The organism is Polaribacter sp. Hel1_33_96, from assembly GCF_002846595.1.
Classification (GTDB): domain Bacteria; phylum Bacteroidota; class Bacteroidia; order Flavobacteriales; family Flavobacteriaceae; genus Polaribacter.
Genome location: NZ_PJMV01000001.1, coordinates 1,219,667 through 1,237,650, shown reverse-complemented (window position 1 = coordinate 1,237,650; position 17,984 = coordinate 1,219,667). Strand labels below are relative to the sequence as shown.

13 protein-coding genes are annotated in these 17,984 nt (G+C 30.8%); 6 read left to right on the top strand and 7 right to left on the bottom strand.

The features are described from left to right. Nucleotides 1-648: 648 nt before the first annotated feature. From ATE90_RS05535 to ATE90_RS05525, 3 genes are all read left to right on the top strand, one after another. Entirely contained in the window at nucleotides 649-3,570 is a 2,922-nt protein-coding gene (locus ATE90_RS05535; RefSeq protein ID WP_180335177.1) for a TonB-dependent receptor, read from the top strand. Between the two features lie 2 nt (nucleotides 3,571-3,572). Continuing rightward, nucleotides 3,573-4,586: a phytase gene (locus ATE90_RS05530; protein WP_036786448.1), complete on the top strand. Its 1,014-nt coding sequence runs from the start codon at nucleotides 3,573-3,575 to the stop codon at nucleotides 4,584-4,586. An 82-nt stretch (nucleotides 4,587-4,668) separates the two neighbouring features. Continuing rightward, a complete protein-coding gene (locus ATE90_RS05525) occupies nucleotides 4,669-6,348 on the top strand; it encodes a PhoX family protein (RefSeq protein ID WP_036786449.1) in 1,680 nt (559 codons plus the stop codon). A 1,117-nt stretch (nucleotides 6,349-7,465) separates the two neighbouring features. Here the strand turns inward: ATE90_RS05525 and ATE90_RS05515 are convergent. Then, nucleotides 7,466-7,837, bottom strand: a complete 372-nt coding sequence (locus tag ATE90_RS05515; protein ID WP_036786454.1) for a hypothetical protein — start codon at nucleotides 7,835-7,837, stop codon at nucleotides 7,466-7,468. A gap of 17 nt (nucleotides 7,838-7,854) precedes the next feature. Next, entirely contained in the window at nucleotides 7,855-9,963 is a 2,109-nt protein-coding gene (locus tag ATE90_RS05510; RefSeq protein WP_101451513.1) for an elongation factor G, read from the bottom strand. 268 nt (nucleotides 9,964-10,231) lie between these two features. On the opposite strand from ATE90_RS05510, the gene ATE90_RS05505 reads away from it, so the two are divergent. Together ATE90_RS05505 and ATE90_RS05500 are read left to right on the top strand one after the other, a co-directional pair. After that, nucleotides 10,232-11,449, top strand: coding sequence for a multidrug effflux MFS transporter (locus ATE90_RS05505; RefSeq protein WP_036786456.1), 1,218 nt, complete (start codon nucleotides 10,232-10,234; stop codon nucleotides 11,447-11,449). A gap of 3 nt (nucleotides 11,450-11,452) precedes the next feature. Then, nucleotides 11,453-12,157 carry a pseudouridine synthase gene (locus ATE90_RS05500; protein ID WP_036786458.1) on the top strand — a complete coding sequence of 235 codons (705 nt, stop codon included), beginning with the start codon at nucleotides 11,453-11,455 and terminating at the stop codon, nucleotides 12,155-12,157. Nucleotides 12,158-12,276: 119 nt separating this feature from the next. On the opposite strand, the gene ATE90_RS05495 is transcribed toward ATE90_RS05500, so the two are convergent. The 5 genes from ATE90_RS05495 to ATE90_RS05475 all read right to left on the bottom strand — a co-directional run bounded on the left by ATE90_RS05495 (nucleotide 12,277) and on the right by ATE90_RS05475 (nucleotide 17,214). Further along, the gene (locus tag ATE90_RS05495; RefSeq protein WP_036786460.1) at nucleotides 12,277-12,456 is read right to left on the bottom strand and encodes a CPXCG motif-containing cysteine-rich protein; all 180 of its coding nucleotides are present in this window, start codon (nucleotides 12,454-12,456) and stop codon (nucleotides 12,277-12,279) included. After that, nucleotides 12,456-13,463 carry an NADP-dependent oxidoreductase gene (locus tag ATE90_RS05490; protein WP_036786463.1) on the bottom strand — a complete coding sequence of 336 codons (1,008 nt, stop codon included), beginning with the start codon at nucleotides 13,461-13,463 and terminating at the stop codon, nucleotides 12,456-12,458. Before ATE90_RS05490 ends, ATE90_RS05495 begins: the two co-directional genes overlap by 1 nt. Nucleotides 13,464-13,494: 31 nt before the next feature. Beyond that, nucleotides 13,495-15,486, bottom strand: a complete 1,992-nt coding sequence (locus ATE90_RS05485) for an alpha-ketoacid dehydrogenase subunit alpha/beta (RefSeq protein ID WP_036786465.1) — start codon at nucleotides 15,484-15,486, stop codon at nucleotides 13,495-13,497. Between the two features lie 112 nt (nucleotides 15,487-15,598). Next, on the bottom strand, nucleotides 15,599-16,078 hold the full coding sequence (locus ATE90_RS05480; protein WP_036786467.1) for an Lrp/AsnC family transcriptional regulator: 480 nt from the start codon (nucleotides 16,076-16,078) through the stop codon (nucleotides 15,599-15,601). 77 nt (nucleotides 16,079-16,155) lie between these two features. Further along, entirely contained in the window at nucleotides 16,156-17,214 is a 1,059-nt protein-coding gene (locus tag ATE90_RS05475; protein ID WP_036786469.1) for a M14 family zinc carboxypeptidase, read from the bottom strand. Between the two features lie 345 nt (nucleotides 17,215-17,559). Between ATE90_RS05475 and ATE90_RS05470 the strand changes: the two genes are divergently transcribed. Beyond that, a complete protein-coding gene (locus tag ATE90_RS05470) occupies nucleotides 17,560-17,910 on the top strand; it encodes a helix-turn-helix domain-containing protein (RefSeq protein WP_036786471.1) in 351 nt (116 codons plus the stop codon). The last annotated feature ends 74 nt before the right edge of the window (nucleotides 17,911-17,984 follow it).

The window sequence follows — 17,984 nt, the reverse complement described above, 5'->3', positions numbered from 1 at the left end:
CAATTATGTGTAAATAGCCTGAAAAACGGCTATACAGAAATTACTGTGTATTTGTATTATAATGTTCTGCGTTATGTTACTTTGCTTTGGTAAAAAGCGAAAGTTGTTACTACTGTTTCTTAAAAAAATTTATTTTCAAAAGTTTCTTCTACAATGTTAATGGAACACTTTTTATGCGATGACTTAGGAGGGAAGCATAATGTGTGTGGAATATTTTGTTTAACTCTTGTGAATTTAGGTGAACTATCTATGGCTTTTCTATGGAGTATCCATGAAGTTTCTAGGGAGTAACCATTGACTAATAATTATTGAAATTAAAAATTATATTACACATTTACATTATTTAGCATTTTACCAGATAATAAAAAATTAACTACATATCCATTTTTTTATTTCAAGTCCAAATTTGAACTCCATCTGCAGCGGTCTTATTATACCTTTTTAACATTAAAATAATATTCTCCTTGAAATATTGCATTCATTTTAATTTAATGTTAGGTAAAGATTATTTACCGCCTTATTGTTACCCTAGACAATATAAAAAATTTTCCTTTTGTTAATGTCACAAAAAACAAATAAACTCAATACTGATGTAATTTTGGATAGAAATTTAGTCAAATTAAAATGTAACAAAAAAATCAAATTAAAATGAAACAAAAAAACTACCTGAAATTAATCATTGTAACGGTATTCTTTACCTTATGTTATGTGAAGTCGACTGCTCAGACAGGAACTATTAGTGGTGTTATTACTGATGATTACGGCTTGTATGTGCCAGGAGCAAACGTTTATATTGAAAGTATTAAAAAAGGAACAGTTTCTGACTTTAATGGACGATTTACTTTAGTGCAAGTACCTATTGGAAATCAAGACTTGAAAATTACATACCTTGGTTATGCAGATGTAGCGGAAACAGTTGAAGTAATTAAAGGTAAAACTACAGCATTAAAATTTGTAATGAAACCAGGTGATAATTTTTTAGATGAAGTAATTATTTCAACAAGTATCGGTGGAGAAGCAAAAGCTTTGAACAAACAAAAATCAAATTTAAATATTACGAATGTAATTTCTACCGATCAAATTGGTAAATTTCCTGATGCTAATATAGGTGATGCAATAAAACGTATACCAGGTATTACGATGCAACTAGACCAAGGTGAAGCTCGTAACGTAATTGTTCGTGGTTTATCGCCACAATTAAACTCGGTAACGCTAAATGGTAGTCGTATTCCATCTGCCGAAGGAGATAATAGAAATATACAAATGGATTTAATTCCGTCTGATATGATACAGTCCATCGAGGTAAACAAAGCCGTAACGACAGATATGGATGCAGATGCGATTGGTGGTTCGATAAATTTAATAACTCGTACAGCACCTCAAAACTTTAGACTATCGGCAACTGCTGGTTCTGGTTTAAACTTTATTAATGACAAAAGAATTTTAAACGGATCTTTATTATTAGGTGACAGAAGTAAAAACGGTAAATTTGGTTGGATGATTTCTGCATCGGTAAACGATTCAGATTTCGGTTCAGATAACTTCGAAGCAGATTGGGATAATAAGTTCGAATACAATACTGGAGTTCAAGATACAGATGGAGAAGATATTTTAGAGGAAGTAGATGTTAATCCGTATGCAAAAGAATTTCAAATTAGAAATTACTTGGTGCAACGTACTCGTCGTAGTTTTTCTGCAAACTTGGATTATCAGTTAAACAGTAACAACCACTTGTACTTTAAGTCAATGTACAATTGGCGTGATGACCGTGAAAATCGTTTCCGCTTAAAGCAAGAAATTAAAGACGGCGAAGATATTGCTACCGATGAGTTTACAATTACAAATAATAACGTTGTAAGTTTTCCTGTAGATGTTAAAAGAGAAACAAAAGGAGGAATTAACAACAGTAGAAATGAAAATCGCCGTTTAGAAGATCAGCGTATGCAAAATTATACGCTTGGTGGAGATCATTTATTTGGCAATGTAGAAATAGATTGGATGGCATCTTTTGCTAAAGCATCAGAAGAGCGTTTAAACGAACGTTATACTACTTTTGAATATGACGGAGATGATCCAATTATTGTCAATAACGATATTTCTAATTTAAAATTTCCAAATTACACACCTGTAAACCAACAATTAGCAAATAATTTAAGTGATTTTGTTTTAGATGAACTTTCGGAACAAAACCAATACACAGACGAAAAAGATTTTAATATTTTCACGAACTTTAAACTGCCTTTACAGGTGTTTAATAGTGAAAACGGATTCTTAAAATTCGGATTTAGAGCTCGTTTAAAAGACAAGCAACGTAATAATAATTTCTATGAATTTAAAGATGCATTTGAAGATACGTATTCTAATATGAGCATAGTTAATACAAGAGATTATTCACAAAACAATTTCTTGGCAGGAAGTCAATATCAAGCAGGAATATTTGCAACCCCAGAATGGTTGGGTAATGTAACATTAAATACCGCAGACGGAGAAATTGTGTATGATGAGTTTTTAGGTGAAAACTTTAAAGCCAAAGAAAATGTATACGCAGCTTATATAATGACAGAACAAAAACTGTCAGATAAGTTAACAGCTTTGGTAGGTGTTCGTATTGAAAACACCAACAACAAAACAACAGGAAATATTATAGAGTATAACGAAGATGGCGATTACGATTCTCATACACCTACTACAGAAGAAAATACATATACAAATGTTTTACCAGGGCTTCATTTAAAATATAATTTTAATAGAAATACCATTTTGCGTTTTGCATACACCAACACTATTGCAAGACCTAATTATGTAGATTTAGTTCCATTTAGAAATATAGTTAGAGAAGATGAAGAAATAAGTATTGGTAATTCAAATTTAGACCCTGCAAAATCATTGAACTTTGATTTAATGGCAGAACATTATTTCTCAAACTTAGGTATAGTGTCCGGTGGTTTATTCTATAAAGACATTAAAGATTTTGCTTACGTATCCGTTACAGAAGCAACTGATAATAGTTTAGGTGCAGATACAAACGGATTTGATGTATTTAGACCTAAAAATGGTGAGGATGCTTCAGTTTTTGGTATTGAATTAGCTTTTCAACGTAAACTAGATTTCTTACCAAGTTTTGCTAAAAACCTGAACATTTACTTAAATTATACCTACTTAACATCTCATGCTAATGGTATTAATAACGAAGATGGAGATGAAAGAACCGATATGACATTGCCAAACACTTCACCAAATATGTTTAACGGTTCGTTAGGCTATGACGACGGAAAATTCACAGCACGTATTTCTGGTAATTTCGCTGATGCGTATATAGATGAAATAGGTTCAAATGAATTTACAGATAGATACTACGGTAAGCAATTCTTTTTAGATATAAATGTTGGGTATGCAATTACTAAGCAATTGAGAGTTTATGCAGACTTAACCAATTTAACAGACCAACCATTACGCTACTACCAAGGAGCAAAAAATCTTACTATGCAAGCTGAGTATTATAGTAAAAGATTAACTTTTGGTTTAAAATATGACTTATTCAAAAAATCAAAAGAATCAAAAAGCAAATAAAAATGAAAAAACAAATCATATTAACTATTGCATCAATAGTAATTATTTCTTGTAAAAATGGAAGTAAATTACCACCAATAAACCCCGATATAATTACAGAACAAACCATTAATGATACAGATGACCCTGCTATTTGGGTAAATCCTAAAGACGCATCAAAAAGTATTGTTTTTGGTACAGATAAAAAAACAAACGGGGCTATTTACGCATTCGATTTAGATGGAAAGATTATTGAAGAGAAAACCATTAGAAATATTAAGCGACCAAACAATGTAGATTTAGCATATGGTTTTAACCTAAACGATAGCACAAAAGTTGATGTAATCGCTTTTACCGAACGTGAAAAGCAACAAATTCGTTTGTTTTCTGTTCCAGATATGGTGCCACTAGACAATGGTGGATTTAAAGTATTTACAGATACAACAGAGCCAGAATTTAATTTACCAATGGGTATTGCACTTTACAAATCGCCAAAAACAGAAAAGTTATATGTAATTGTAAGCCGTAAAACAGGTCCGTTAGAAAACTATTTATATCAATATGAAATATATGCTGATTCAACAGGAACCCACTCTAAATTGGTTAGAAAGTTTGGTAAGTTCAGTGGGAAAAAAGAAATTGAAGCTATAGCTGTTGATAACGAGTTAGGCTATGTGTATTATTCAGATGAACAACATTGCATCAGAAAGTACCATGCAGAACCTTCTGCTTCTAGCGAAGAAATTGCTTGCTTTGGTGGCGATAAATTTTTAGAAGATATTGAAGGAATTGCGATTGCAAAAACCGATGATAATAATGGATATATTATTGTTTCAAATCAGCAATTAGGGGAGTTTAATATCTTTGACCGTCAAACAAATGAATTTATTAAAGCCGTAAATTTAACTACTACTGAAACAGACGGATGTGATGTTGTAACAGTGCCTTTAGGAGCTAAATTCCCTAACGGATTATTCGTTGCGATGAATGACAATAAGGAGTTTTATTTTTATGATTTTAAAAAAATTATCGAGTAGATAACTAAAAGAATTCTTTTTTTTAAAACTCTACTTGATTTGAAATCGGGTAGGGTTTTATTATTTTAATCAACTAAAAAATATGAAATACGATAGAAGAAAATTTATTGAGTTTTTAGGTAAAGCAAGTTTAGGTACTTTAATAATACCTCCTTTTTTGGTTAGCTGTGGTAATACAACAACGCCAATTAAAAATAAGCAAATAGCAAATGAAACGTTTAAACGCTTAAAAAACATTGCGGTAGAAAATTTAGCCCCAACAACTAAAGACGATTTGGTTTTAACAAAGGGACTCAATTATCACACCATTATAAAATGGGGCGATAGCATAAGCGACAATGATACTTTTGGCTTTAATAATGATTTCACTTGTTTTATTCCGTTAGATAAAAACAACCCAAAAGACGGTTTATTATGGGTAAATCACGAATCGGTAAATTCACTTTTTGTGTGTGATTTTGATGAGAACAACTATGAAAACCCACAAAAACAGCGTACAAAAAAACAGGTTGACAAAGAAATGTATAACGTTGGCGGAAGTATTGTGCGTATAAGAGAAGTAAACGGACAATGGAAAGTTGTACATAACGACCCTCATAACAGGAGAATTACAGGAAAAACACCTATAAAACTAAATTGGGATACATCCATAAAAGGAGTATCTACCGTAATGGGTACTAATAGTAATTGTTCGGGCGGAATTACACCATGGAATACATTTATATCATGTGAAGAAAACTATGACGGATTTTGGGGAGAAACCAGATACGATGAAAATAATACAGCAACTTATATACCAAGCGACCACGGATGGGAACATTTTTATAATGCACCGCCAGAACATTATGGATGGGTGGTAGAAATAAATCCAAAAGACGGTACAGCTCAAAAACACGTCGCTTTGGGTAGATTTTCGCACGAGTGTTGTACGTTATATGAATTAGCAGACAAACGCGTAGTTGCCTATTCAGGTGATGATAGCAATGATGAGCATTTGTATAAATTCGTTTCATCAAAACCCAATTCATTAAAAGAGGGTACCCTTTATGTTGCTGATACAATAAACGGAAAATGGCTTCCATTAGATTGGGAAACGCAACCAGTTTTAAAAGATAAATTTAAAGACCAAACCGAAGTATTAATTAGAGCACGAGAAGCTTCTAAATTATTAGGAGCTACACCATTAAATCGTCCAGAAGATATTGAAATAGATCCTATTACTGGACATATTTTTATCACATTAACAAATAACAAACCTAAAAACGATTACCACGGTTCTATTTTAAAAATTGAAGAGACTAACGGTGCATTTGACGCCCTCACTTTTAAAGTATCAATCTACAAAGCTGGAGGCGAAGAAAACGGGTTTTCTTGCCCTGATAATTTAGCATTTGATATGGCTGGCAACCTTTGGATGACGTCAGATATATCTGGTAGTTCAATGAATAAACCTGATAAACCATATATGCCTTTCAAAAACAACAGTTTGTTTGTAATACCAAGATACGGAAAAGATGCAGGGAAAGTAATTCGAGTAGCATCAGCACCAACCGATGCAGAATTAACAGGACCTTGGTTTTCACCAGATGGTAAAACCCTATTTTTAAGCGTTCAGCATCCTGGAGACGAAACAAAAGATATTAAAAACCCAACCAGTAAATTTCCCTTTGATGCTGATGGCATACCAAAACCAACTGTTGTTGCTATTCAAGGTGATTTAATTGAGAAAATGAACTTTTTAAAACAAATTGAAAGTAGCTAATTTTCATTAATTTACAACTGGTATTTTGTATTAAACCTGACAACTACTTTGTTTTTGACTCAGTTATAATGACTAAGTCATTTTGTTTTAAAACGACCTCATAAAATTTTGGCAAAACAATAGGAGAGAGGAACGTAATATTTTAGGGAGCTAGTAATACATATTGTAAAGTTTTACAATTATAAATACTTCTAAAAATAGTCTTAAAAAGTTCTAATCTATCCTAAAACATAGAGAAACGAACCGTAATTGTTTCCAAAATTATATGCAGCCTTGAATTTTTGTTTCTTTTGTTTCAAGACAAAAGATAATGAAAGAAGAAAAAAAAGATTAATTGAAAGATTAAATATAACAAGTGCATAGAATTTTTTTTCACTCACATATTTAATTATTTGCAGAAACTTCAAATGTGTTCGTGAATCTCCTAAAAAGTTGTTTTCTTAAAATTTATGCTCTTGTGGCAATCCACGAGAATCGCGTGAAATTTTTTATGACGTACATTTTATCGAATACGCGATTTTTAATAAGAGCAAAAAGGTTAGCTTTTATTTTGGCGGTGGCAAGCGATGGATAATTGTGTTTAAAAAAATTACTGTGTAGCATAATTATTTTTAAAAAGCAATCGAGCGTTTGCGAGCGGCAATTTTACATAATGTCGAATTATAGCTACAGATTTATAATTCTAAATTTTCTTATAATAACGTATTTGAAGAATTATCTTTAGTTTTTCTAAAATATGAGATTTATAAACAAGTTTAATGAATACTTGTTGACGAATTGTAAAGCACCACCAAACGAATATTTATGTTGCTTACAAGTCTTTCTAGGCTATTTTACATAATATAGAATTATAGCTATCATTTAAAAGCTAAAAGTTAATTAGCCGTAATTGCTTTTAACATAATATCTATCGATATAAGTCTAAAGACATTATATCTGATATTATATGTAAATAGCCTGAAATACGGCTATACAGAAATTACTACATAAATGTACTATAATTTATATTATGTTAAATAGGTTTTTTGATAATATATAAACCTACTCTATAATACCTCTAACGTTCAATTTGAAAAATGCCTCCTATTTGAGAATACAAATTAACCAACAACTTGTATTAATCCAACCACTTTAAAAAATAAGCCGTAATTTCTTCTTTCAATTCATAGTGCATTTTAATATAAGTTCTCATATCTTCAACTATAGGTTTGTGTTCTCCAAAATAATTTTCATTAAGTTTATGACTATTGAGAATAGTCAATTCATTTTTACATCTGTGCTTTAATTTTGAAATTACATCTTTTTCAATTAAAATTCTATTTTGAAATTGCTCTAAAGGAATTAAAGCGTTTTTGTTATATTCTCTTTCAGCAACTTCTTCTAGTTTTTCTTCAAACGTGCACATTTCATCAAAATGAAAACTCAACTCTTTTCGCCAAGTTTCTAAATTAAATTTAAAATCACTTACAAGTGATATTTTGGTTTGCATTTTATAAATTATTTAAATTAAACTGATTGAACAAATAACTCTTTTTGAACATTTGCAGGAACTGTTTGATAGGACGAAAAGACAGCACTAAAGGTCGCTTTTCCTTGCGTTATAGATCTCAAAACAGTAGAAAACCCAAACAATTCTACCGCCGGAGTTATGCATTTTAAAATTTGATAATTATCTTGAGTTTCAATTCCTAGAATCATAGACCTTCTCGACTGTAACTCTGTCATTACATTCCCCATCATTTGCTCCGGTACTTTTATAGAAATTTCTTTTGTAGGTTCTAACAATCTGGGATTTGCATTTAAAAATGCTTCTTTAAATGCATTTGCAGCGGCTATTTTAAAAGAAATATCATTCGAATCTACTGAATGCATTTTTCCATCATACACCATTACTCTAATATCTCTTGCAAATGATTTTGTTAACGGCCCAGATTCCATCACTTCTAAAATCCCTTTAAGTACTGATGGTAAATAACGCGTATCTATAGCCCCACCAACAATACAATTATAAAATACTAGTTTGCCTCCCCAAGTTAAATCTACCACTTCTTTACCTCTTATATTAAACCCTTCTGGCTCTGGCATATTTTCATACCAAGGTGCTATTTTCATATGAACTTGTGCGAACTGTCCAGAACCTCCAGATTGTTTTTTATGTCTGTAATTTGCCGTCGCAGAGCGCTGTATAGTTTCTCTATATTGAATTTTTGGTTTTTTAAATCCCACTTTTATACCGTAAACATGTTCCAAAATCCAAGTGATAGTGGCTAGATGCAATTCTCCTTGACAACCTAATAAAGTTTCTTTAGTTTCTTTAGAATAACTCAGCACAATTGTTGGATCCTGACTTTGTAAACGTCTTAAAGATTCACTTAATTTTTCTTCGTCTTTTGTATTCTCCGCGAAAACAGCTTTCGTAATTCTTGCATCTGGATACTGAATTGGTTTAATCGTAAAACCTTTTTCTTTAGTTGATAAAGTATCATTTGTTTCCGTAAATTTTAATTTGGTAGTGGCACCAATATCTCCTGTAGATAATTTATCAACGGGTTCTTTATTTTTGCCATCCATAATATATAATTGATTGATCGTTTCTGTTTCACCATTTCTGCTATTTATCAATTTGTCATTTACATGTACTTCACCAGATTTTACTTTAAAAAAGGTAATTTGACCAAGATTTGGTTGATATGTTGTTTTGAACACAAACAAAACAGGATCTGCATCTTTGTTGCGCTGTATTTCATTTCCTTCTAAACTTTGTTCTGGTTTAAGATCTGAAGCTGCTGGTGCAACATTATCTATAAAACCCATTAAACGACCAATTCCCATATTTTTTAATGCAGAAACACAAAAAACAGGAAAAAGATCATGATTTAACATTCCTTTCTTAATTCCTTTTCGCATTTCATCTTCATTTAATGTGCCTTTATCAAAAAAAAGTTCCATTAATTCTTCATCATTTTCTGCTGCTTTTTCTACTAACTCATTATGCAGTTGATTGGCAGTTTCAAGTTGTTCTTTAGGAATTGAAAATTTTTCAGGCTTCCCTCCTTGTGCATCAAATTTGTACATTTTCATCTTTAAAACGTCAATAATGCATTGGTTACCATCCATAATTAAAGGATATTGAATTTTTATAGCATTGCTACCAACTAGTTGCTTTATACTATTAAAACTATTTTCAAAATCAGCTTGCTTATGGTCTATTTGGTTTACCACAAAAAGTGTTGGCTTGTGGTATTTGTCAATATAATTCCAAATAATTTCTGTCCCAATTTCAACACCATATTTGGCATTTATAACGGTTGTTATTGTATCAGAAACTCTAATTGAAGAAATAATTTCTCCTATAAAGTCATCTAAACCAGGTGTATCTATAATATTAATCTTATAATTTCTCCATTCTGTGTGCAAGGGTGTTGCAAAAACTGAGGCCTCTCTTTGATGTTCTATCTCATGATAATCTGAAACAGTGTTTTTATTCTCAATTGTTCCTCTTCTTTTAATAATTCCTGCCTCATACAACATTGTTTCAGCTAAAGTGGTCTTACCACTATTATGAGCACCCACAAAAACAATGTTTTTTATGTGTTTATCATCATATATTTTCATAAAGATATATTTATAAGTTTGCCCCATAAATTTAAAAACTTTATAAAATTAAAAACATGATTTTTATTAGGTTTTAAAATTATTTACATATTCCGTATATAAAAATTATAATCTTTTAAAACAGATAGCCTAACACCTATAATCGGAACTTAATAAATTAGATACTTTACTAAATAATGTTAAAGTTGCTAGTTTAGTGACCTCATCCTTACTTTATTTTTTTAAATTTTAAACTCTTATTAAATTTAAATAAAGGTATTTTTGACCCGTGGAAATAAAACAGAAATCAGAACTAGAATTTATAATTGTAATGGCATCTTTAATGTCATTAGTGGCATTATCTATCGATGCCTTATTACCAGCAATTGCAGATATCAGTAAAGCAATACATATTGTAAACCCAAAAAACAATCAGTTATTTATAACAATGATTTTTTTGGGATTGGGTTTTGGACAACTTATTTCAGGACCTTTATCAGATAGTTTTGGCAGAAAACCAATTATTTATGGAGGTTTTATCGTTTTTGCTTTTGCTAGTTTAATATGTGTTTTTGCATCTAGTTTAGAAATCATGATTGTAGGCAGAATTTTACAAGGAATAGGGCTCTCTGCTCCAAGAACTATTAGCATAGCAATGGTTAGAGATCGTTTTAGCGGTAATTACATGGCGAAAATAATGTCTTTTATTGTGGTGATCTTTATTCTCGTACCGGTAGTTGCTCCTGCAATAGGAAAGCTAATGTTAGATATATATGGATGGAAATCTATTTTTTATAGTCAGCTGTTATTTGGTTTTTTTACCATGATTTGGGTATGGAAACGGCAACCAGAAACATTAAAAATAGCACATCGTAAAAAATTTAAATTTTCCCTTTTTATAGAGGGCACAAAAGAATTTATAACACACAAATATGCTGTTATTTTTACCTTATTTTCCGGTTTTATTACGGGTTCTTTCATGGTCTATTTAAGTGCAAGTCAACGAATATTTGAAGAACAATACCACCTAAAAGAAGAGTTTCCATTTATTTTTGCCGGTCTAGCCATAAGTATTGGTTTGGCAACTTTTTTAAACGGAAAACTAGTTGTAAAGATTGGTATGCATAAATTGGTGTCAATCTTTACCATGGTATTTACGATAATTCCAGTTTTTTATATAGTCCTGTTTTCTGGAGAAAAGAATCCAAGTATTTATGTTTTAATTGTATTTTTCGGCTTACAATTCTTTTCTATTGGTTTTCTTTTTGGAAATACGAGAGCGCTGGCCATGGAACATATTGGACATATTGCTGGCATTGGAGCTGCAATAAATGGTTTTGTTTCTACAATTATGGCAGTACCAATAGCCACATTTATAGGAAGTTATATTAACGAGACTGCGCTACCTCTTTTTATTGGTTTTTTTGTTTGTGGATTTTTGTCTTTATTGTTAATTGCCTCTTTAAAATTTAAAAAAAAGGAAGGCCTAGTTTTAAAATCAACTTAAAATATGAGTTTAGAAATTATCTTTGAAGATGAATATCTTTTGTGCGTCACAAAACCCAATAATGTTCTGACCCATCATGCATTTCATTCTAGAAATGTTGCAGATGAGGATTCTTTATTACAAATTATACAAAAAGAGAGAGGTTTAAAGGTATATCCAGTGCACAGGTTAGATCGAAAAACTTCAGGAATTATGATGTTGGCAAAAGAAACTCGTTTTGTTTCTAAATTTCAAGAATTGTTTACCAATAAAGAAATTCAGAAAACCTATTTTGGTATTGTTCGTGGATTTTCTCCGGAGACTAGAACCATAGATTCTCCTGTAAAAGGAAGAGATGGAAAAATACATAAAGAAGCATTAACAGAGTTAAAAACGTTAGAAACGGTCCTTTTAAATATCCCTGTAAAACCCTATGATTCTTCTCGGTATAGCTTCGTTGAATTAGCACCAAAAACAGGAAGAATGCATCAGTTAAGAGTACACACTAATAAAATTAGTCATCCTTTAATTGGAGATTCTAAATATGGTGATAAAAACCACAATGTAATGTTTGATGAAAATTTTGGATGTAAAAACTTGTTTTTACATGCAGGAAAACTCGAGTTTATAAACCCTTTTACCTCAGAAAAAACAATTTTAAAAGCTACTTTTCCAAAAGATTGGATTGCTTTATTTGAACAATTTTCTTGGAGAAATCCTTTGATATAGATATTCATCTAACTTTTAGTGAATAACAACAAATTATAAGGACTCTTATTTCACGCGAAAAAAAAAGATTCATAAAGAAAAATTTTCAAATTCTCTATGAATCTTTATCTAATACTATTTTATTGCTCTATCGATTCAGAATCAAATCGAATCAATTCATTTTCTTCAAAAGCAGCTGTTAATTCTATGGGATTGCAACAAACTTCACAATCTTCTATATACGTTTGTTCCTGAACACTTGCATCTAAAATCATTGAAATTTCTTCCCAACAATATGGACATTGAAAAAAATGTTCCACTAATCTTCAATTACTTTTAAAACAAGTTTACCTTTTTTATCCCCAGAAAATAATCTATTGTAAGTTTCCTGAAAATTTTCTATCCCTTCATAAATATCTTCTTTAGATTTTAGTTTACCTTCTTTCATCCACATACCCATTTGCTGCGCAGCTTCCCCAAATTTTTCAGTATAATCCATAACCACCATTCCTTGCATTGTAGAACGGGTTACTAATAAAGATAAATAATTACTAGGTCCATCAATTTTAGATTTGTTGTTATATTGAGAAATTGCTCCACAAATAACAACTTTTGCGTGCATTCTTAGTTTACTTAAAGCAGCATCTAAAATAACCCCACCAACATTATCAAAATATACATCCACTCCTTTTGGACACTTTTTCTTTAATGCTGTATAAATATTTTCAGATTTATAGTCTATAGCTTCATCAAAACCTAATTCATTAATAAGATAATCACATTTCTCTTTTCCGCCAGCAATACCGATTACTGTACATCCCTTAATTTTTGCAATTTGTCCTACAATACTTCCAACAGCACCTGCAGCACCAGAGACTAATACAATATCTCCTTCTTTAATTTTACCAACTTCTGTAATTCCAAAGTAAGCGGTCATCCCTGGCATCCCTAAAGTACCAATATACATTGGCATTGGTGCTAAACGCTCATCCACTTTGTACCAACCATCTCCATTGGTAATTGCATATTGTTGCACACCTCCCCAACTTGTAACGCAATCTCCAACTTCAAATTTAGGATTTCCATTATTTTTAATCACTTTTCCTACTGAACCTGCTCTCATTACATCATCTATAGCAACTGGTGGAATATATGATTTTGTGTCATTCATCCAACCCCGCATTGCAGGATCTAAAGAAATATAGTGATGTTGTACTAAAATTTCTCCTTCTTCTAATTCAGGAATTGGATTTGATTCTAATTGCCATGTATCTGCATTCGGAACCCCAGAAGGACGTTGTTTAAAAATAATTTGTTTATTGTTCATAAATGATTTTTTTTTCGAATGCTAAATATAATCAATAATTATGTAAATCTTGAATTGCTTCTAATAAGGTTGATTTCCCTAAATATTGTTGTTCTAAATCTGATTGAAAAGGAATTGGCGTATCTATACTCGCCACACGTTTTACTGGTGCGTCTAAAAACTCAAAACAATTTTCATTGATTAAAGCGGAAATATCACTTGCAATTCCGCCAAACATAGAATCTTCTTGCACTAAAAGTGCTTTTCCTGTTTTTCTAACAGATTGATAAATTGTTTCTACATCTAGAGGTTGCAGGGTTCTTAAATCAATTACATCTGCAGAAATATCCAATAAAGTTTCTAAAGCTTCCAGCACCCAATGAACGGCCGCTCCGTAACTAATAATTGTTATATGATTTCCTTTTTTCAAAACAGCAGCTTTACCAATTTCAGTTGTAAAATAACCGTCAGAAACTTCTTGATATATAGACCTATAGAGTTCCTTATGTTCAAAAAACAACACAGGGTTTGGATCATTAATAGCAGACGCTAATAAGCCTTTTGCATCTTGTGGAAATGCAGGATAAATCACTTTTAAGCCTGGTGTTTTTGTAAACCATGCCTCATTTGTCTGACTATGAAATGGGCCAGCTCCTACTCCTGCTCCACAAGGCATTCTGATTACAACATCTGCATTTTCAGACCACCTATAATGTGATTTTGCCAACAAGTTCACAATGGGATTAAATCCTGAGGAGGCAAAATCTGCAAATTGCATTTCCATTACTGATTTTATTCCGTTTACCGATAAACCATATGCTGCAGCAACAATGGCTGATTCACAAATCGGAGTGTTTCTTACCCTTTCTTTACCAAAAGCCTTTACAAAACCATTTGTAATTTTAAATACTCCCCCATATTCTGCAACGTCTTGTCCCATAATGACCAAATCATTATGTTTTTCCATGGACAGTTTTAATCCATCAGAAATAGCATCTACTAGACGAATTTTTGTTTTTTTTAATGATGGTTTTACTTCTTTATAATTAAACTCTTTATAAACATCCTTAATTTCAGTTTTTAAATTTGGAATTATTTTTTCTTCATCAAAAGCCATATTAAGATGCTCATTTATTTCATGCACTATTTCTTCTTTATAAGCAACTTCAATCTCCTCAGTAAGAATACCTTTGTTTATTAAATACTCTTGATAATTTTCTATAGGATCTTTTGCTGTCCAAAAATCTAATACATCTTGAGGAACATATTTTGTACCACTTGCTTCTTCATGTCCTCGTATTCTAAAAGTTTTAAACTCTAATAAAACGGGTCTTGGATTTTTACGGACACTTTTAGCTAACGCAAGAACTTTTGTATATACTTCAAGAATATTATTACCGTCAATAATATGACTTTCCATGCCATAACCAATTCCCTTATCCGAAATATTTTCACAATTAAATTGTTCTTCTGTAGGCGTAGATAACCCATAACCGTTATTTTCTACGCAAAATAAAACAGGTAAATTCCAAACTGAAGCTACATTTAAAGCTTCATGAAAATCACCTTCGCTAGTGCCTCCTTCTCCGGTAAAAACAGCACAAACCTTATTATTATTCTTCAGCTTATTAGCTAGAGCAATTCCATCTGCCACCCCTAATTGCGGACCTAAATGCGAAATCATTCCTATAATATTATATTCTTGGGTCCCAAAATGAAAACTTCTATCTCTACCCTTTGTAAAACCATTCATTTTACCTTGCCACTGAGAAAACAATCTATGTAATGGAATTTTTCTAGTTGTAAAAACTCCTAAATTTCTATGCATTGGTAAAATATATTCGTCTTTATCTAGAGCACATGTAACTCCTATAGAAATTGCTTCTTGACCAATACCAGAAAACCATTTAGAAATTTTACCCTGACGTAATAAAATTAGCATTTTCTCCTCAATCAAACGAGGTTTTAACATGCTTTTGTACAAATTCAATAATACACTTTTATCTAAGTTGTTATTTGAATTATATTCAATTTTTGGGCTCATAAATTATAAATTACATAATTTAACAAACATACAGATAAAGATGTTTATTCCATAAAAAAATCCTCATCAATTGATGAGGATTTTAAATATTCAAAATATCTTATTTTTAAAATTACAATTCTTTAAAAATTGCGTGCATCATTCTTTTCTTATCATTAATACTTTCCTCAAGAGCAATCATCGTTTCCGTTCTATTTACTCCCGGAATTTCATCTATTTCATAAATGATGTCTTTCGCGTCATTCGTTCCTTTTGCTCTCACCTTACAGAAAATATTATACTTACCCGCTGTTACGTACGCTACTGTTACATTTGGTATTTTCCTTAAGTTTTCAATCACATTTTGCGTCATAGAAGTTTTTTCTAAAAACACTCCAACATGCGCTATGAAAGAATAACCCATTTTTTCATAGTTTAAGGTTAAAGTAGAACCTTGAATAATACCTTCATCTTCCATTTTTTTTACACGCACATGAATTGTTCCTGCAGAAACTAATAATTGTTTTGCAATATCCGTAAATGGTGTTCTGGCATTCTCTATTAAGATATCTAATATTTGATGATCTATTTCGTCTAAGATGAACTTTTTCATAATTTTATATATTATTCAATTTATATGGCAAATTTATGAATTTAATTTAATTTAAAACAATAAAAAGTGAGAAAAGTTTAATGTTTTTTGCTTTCGAAAACGATTTCGTTATGTCCAAATTTCAGTTTTTGGTCTTTTTCATCAACTTTATTCAATTTTGAAACTAATTGATCATTCATAATTTCATCTATATATTGATAAGCTACATCTTCTTTTGAAATGGAATATCTATGGATAACATCGTAGAAAATTTTAGTATTATTTGGAATTGTAAAATAGGATTCATAATCGTTAAAATTATCGGAAGTTGCAATGTGATACAATCCTTGTATAATTGCATAAAAAGTATGCTCTCGCGCAATTTCTCTTTGATAGTCATCAGGAAAATGACCCGATTCAATTAAAATTGTATTATATCCTAGTTTTTGAAAGTTATCTCCTGTCGCAGTGGGGTAAAATTCATCTGTATATCTACCAACAAAATCAGGTATAAGTTTTTGCAACAATCTGTTCATAGCAACAATAACATCCATGGTTTGAATTCTACCTTTTGTTAAGGCTCTAGTTTCCTCTTCTGAGGGAGCTAAAAAAGAAATAGTTGCTGGGTTTTTAGTTCCTTCTACGCCAAAAATAGTTCTTTGATCATGTAAATTAAAACAAAACTGTGGATTGAATTCCTCTAAAGTATCTCTTAACAGATTACTTTCTTTTGCAACTCTATTTACTGCATCTCTATTTAAATCTACATTATTTGCATTAACTCTTGTATACGCTTGAGAGCCATCAGGATTTAACATGGGTATAAAAACTAAAGTACATTCTTTTAAAATAATTTTAAATTCATTGTCAGAACAAGTAGAAAAGCAATTGAATATATCAAACAATGCTTTTGTACCTGTACTTTCATTTCCATGCATTTGAGACCATAATAAAATTTTCTTTTTTCCCTTACCTATTTTTAATTTATAAATTGGTCTTTCCTGTTCAGAAAATCCTAAATGTTTAATTTCAAAAGCTTCTTGATATTTTAAAAATAGGTTTTCAATATTTTTAAGAGTAATCCACTTGCCAAAAAGAGATGATTCTTTTTGAGCTTTAAAAATATTCTTTAATAACTCTGGTGATAAAATTTGCACTTGATATTCTATTTAGAAAAACAAATTTACATTTTTGAAAATAAGCAACCTATATAAATGTTACAAATGTAAAATAAAGTATTGTTACAAATGTAAATCGAATTTTCACAAACTATAGTTACTTTTGTAAACCAAAAATCTTTTTACCTAACGTTCTTAAATTATAAAATATGAGATGTTTTTATAATTGATTATAATTTTAATTAAAATACTTTATATAAACATTTTACACATAAAATATAAAGTATTAGTTTAATGTAAAATAAATTCATATTAACATTTAAAACATTCTATTTTGTTGTTTCATAAGTTTGATTTACATTTGTAATACAACAAGTATTTACAATGATAAACAGCTTAGACTTTACAAGTAGAATAAAAAAAGTAATGGATTTTCATCAATTATCTGCTTCTTTATTCGCAGATAAAATTGGTGTTCAGCGTTCAAGTATATCGCATATTTTGTCTGGAAGAAACAAACCAAGTTTAGATTTTATTTTAAAAACAACTTCAGAATTTAAGGATGTAGACATACATTGGCTGCTGCATGGAGATGGTTCTTTTCCTAAAAAAGCAGAACTTACAAACCCCGCTTCTACTCCAACGGTATTCGCTACCAGCTCTAATGATAAGAAAAAGATTCAAAGAATTGTTGTTTTTTATAATGACGGCACTTTTGAAGAGTATAGAAAGTAGTTGAAAATTGAAGAAAATTAATCACAAATTGAAGCTTCCTTTTTTGTTTTGAATTTGTCTAAATATTATATTTT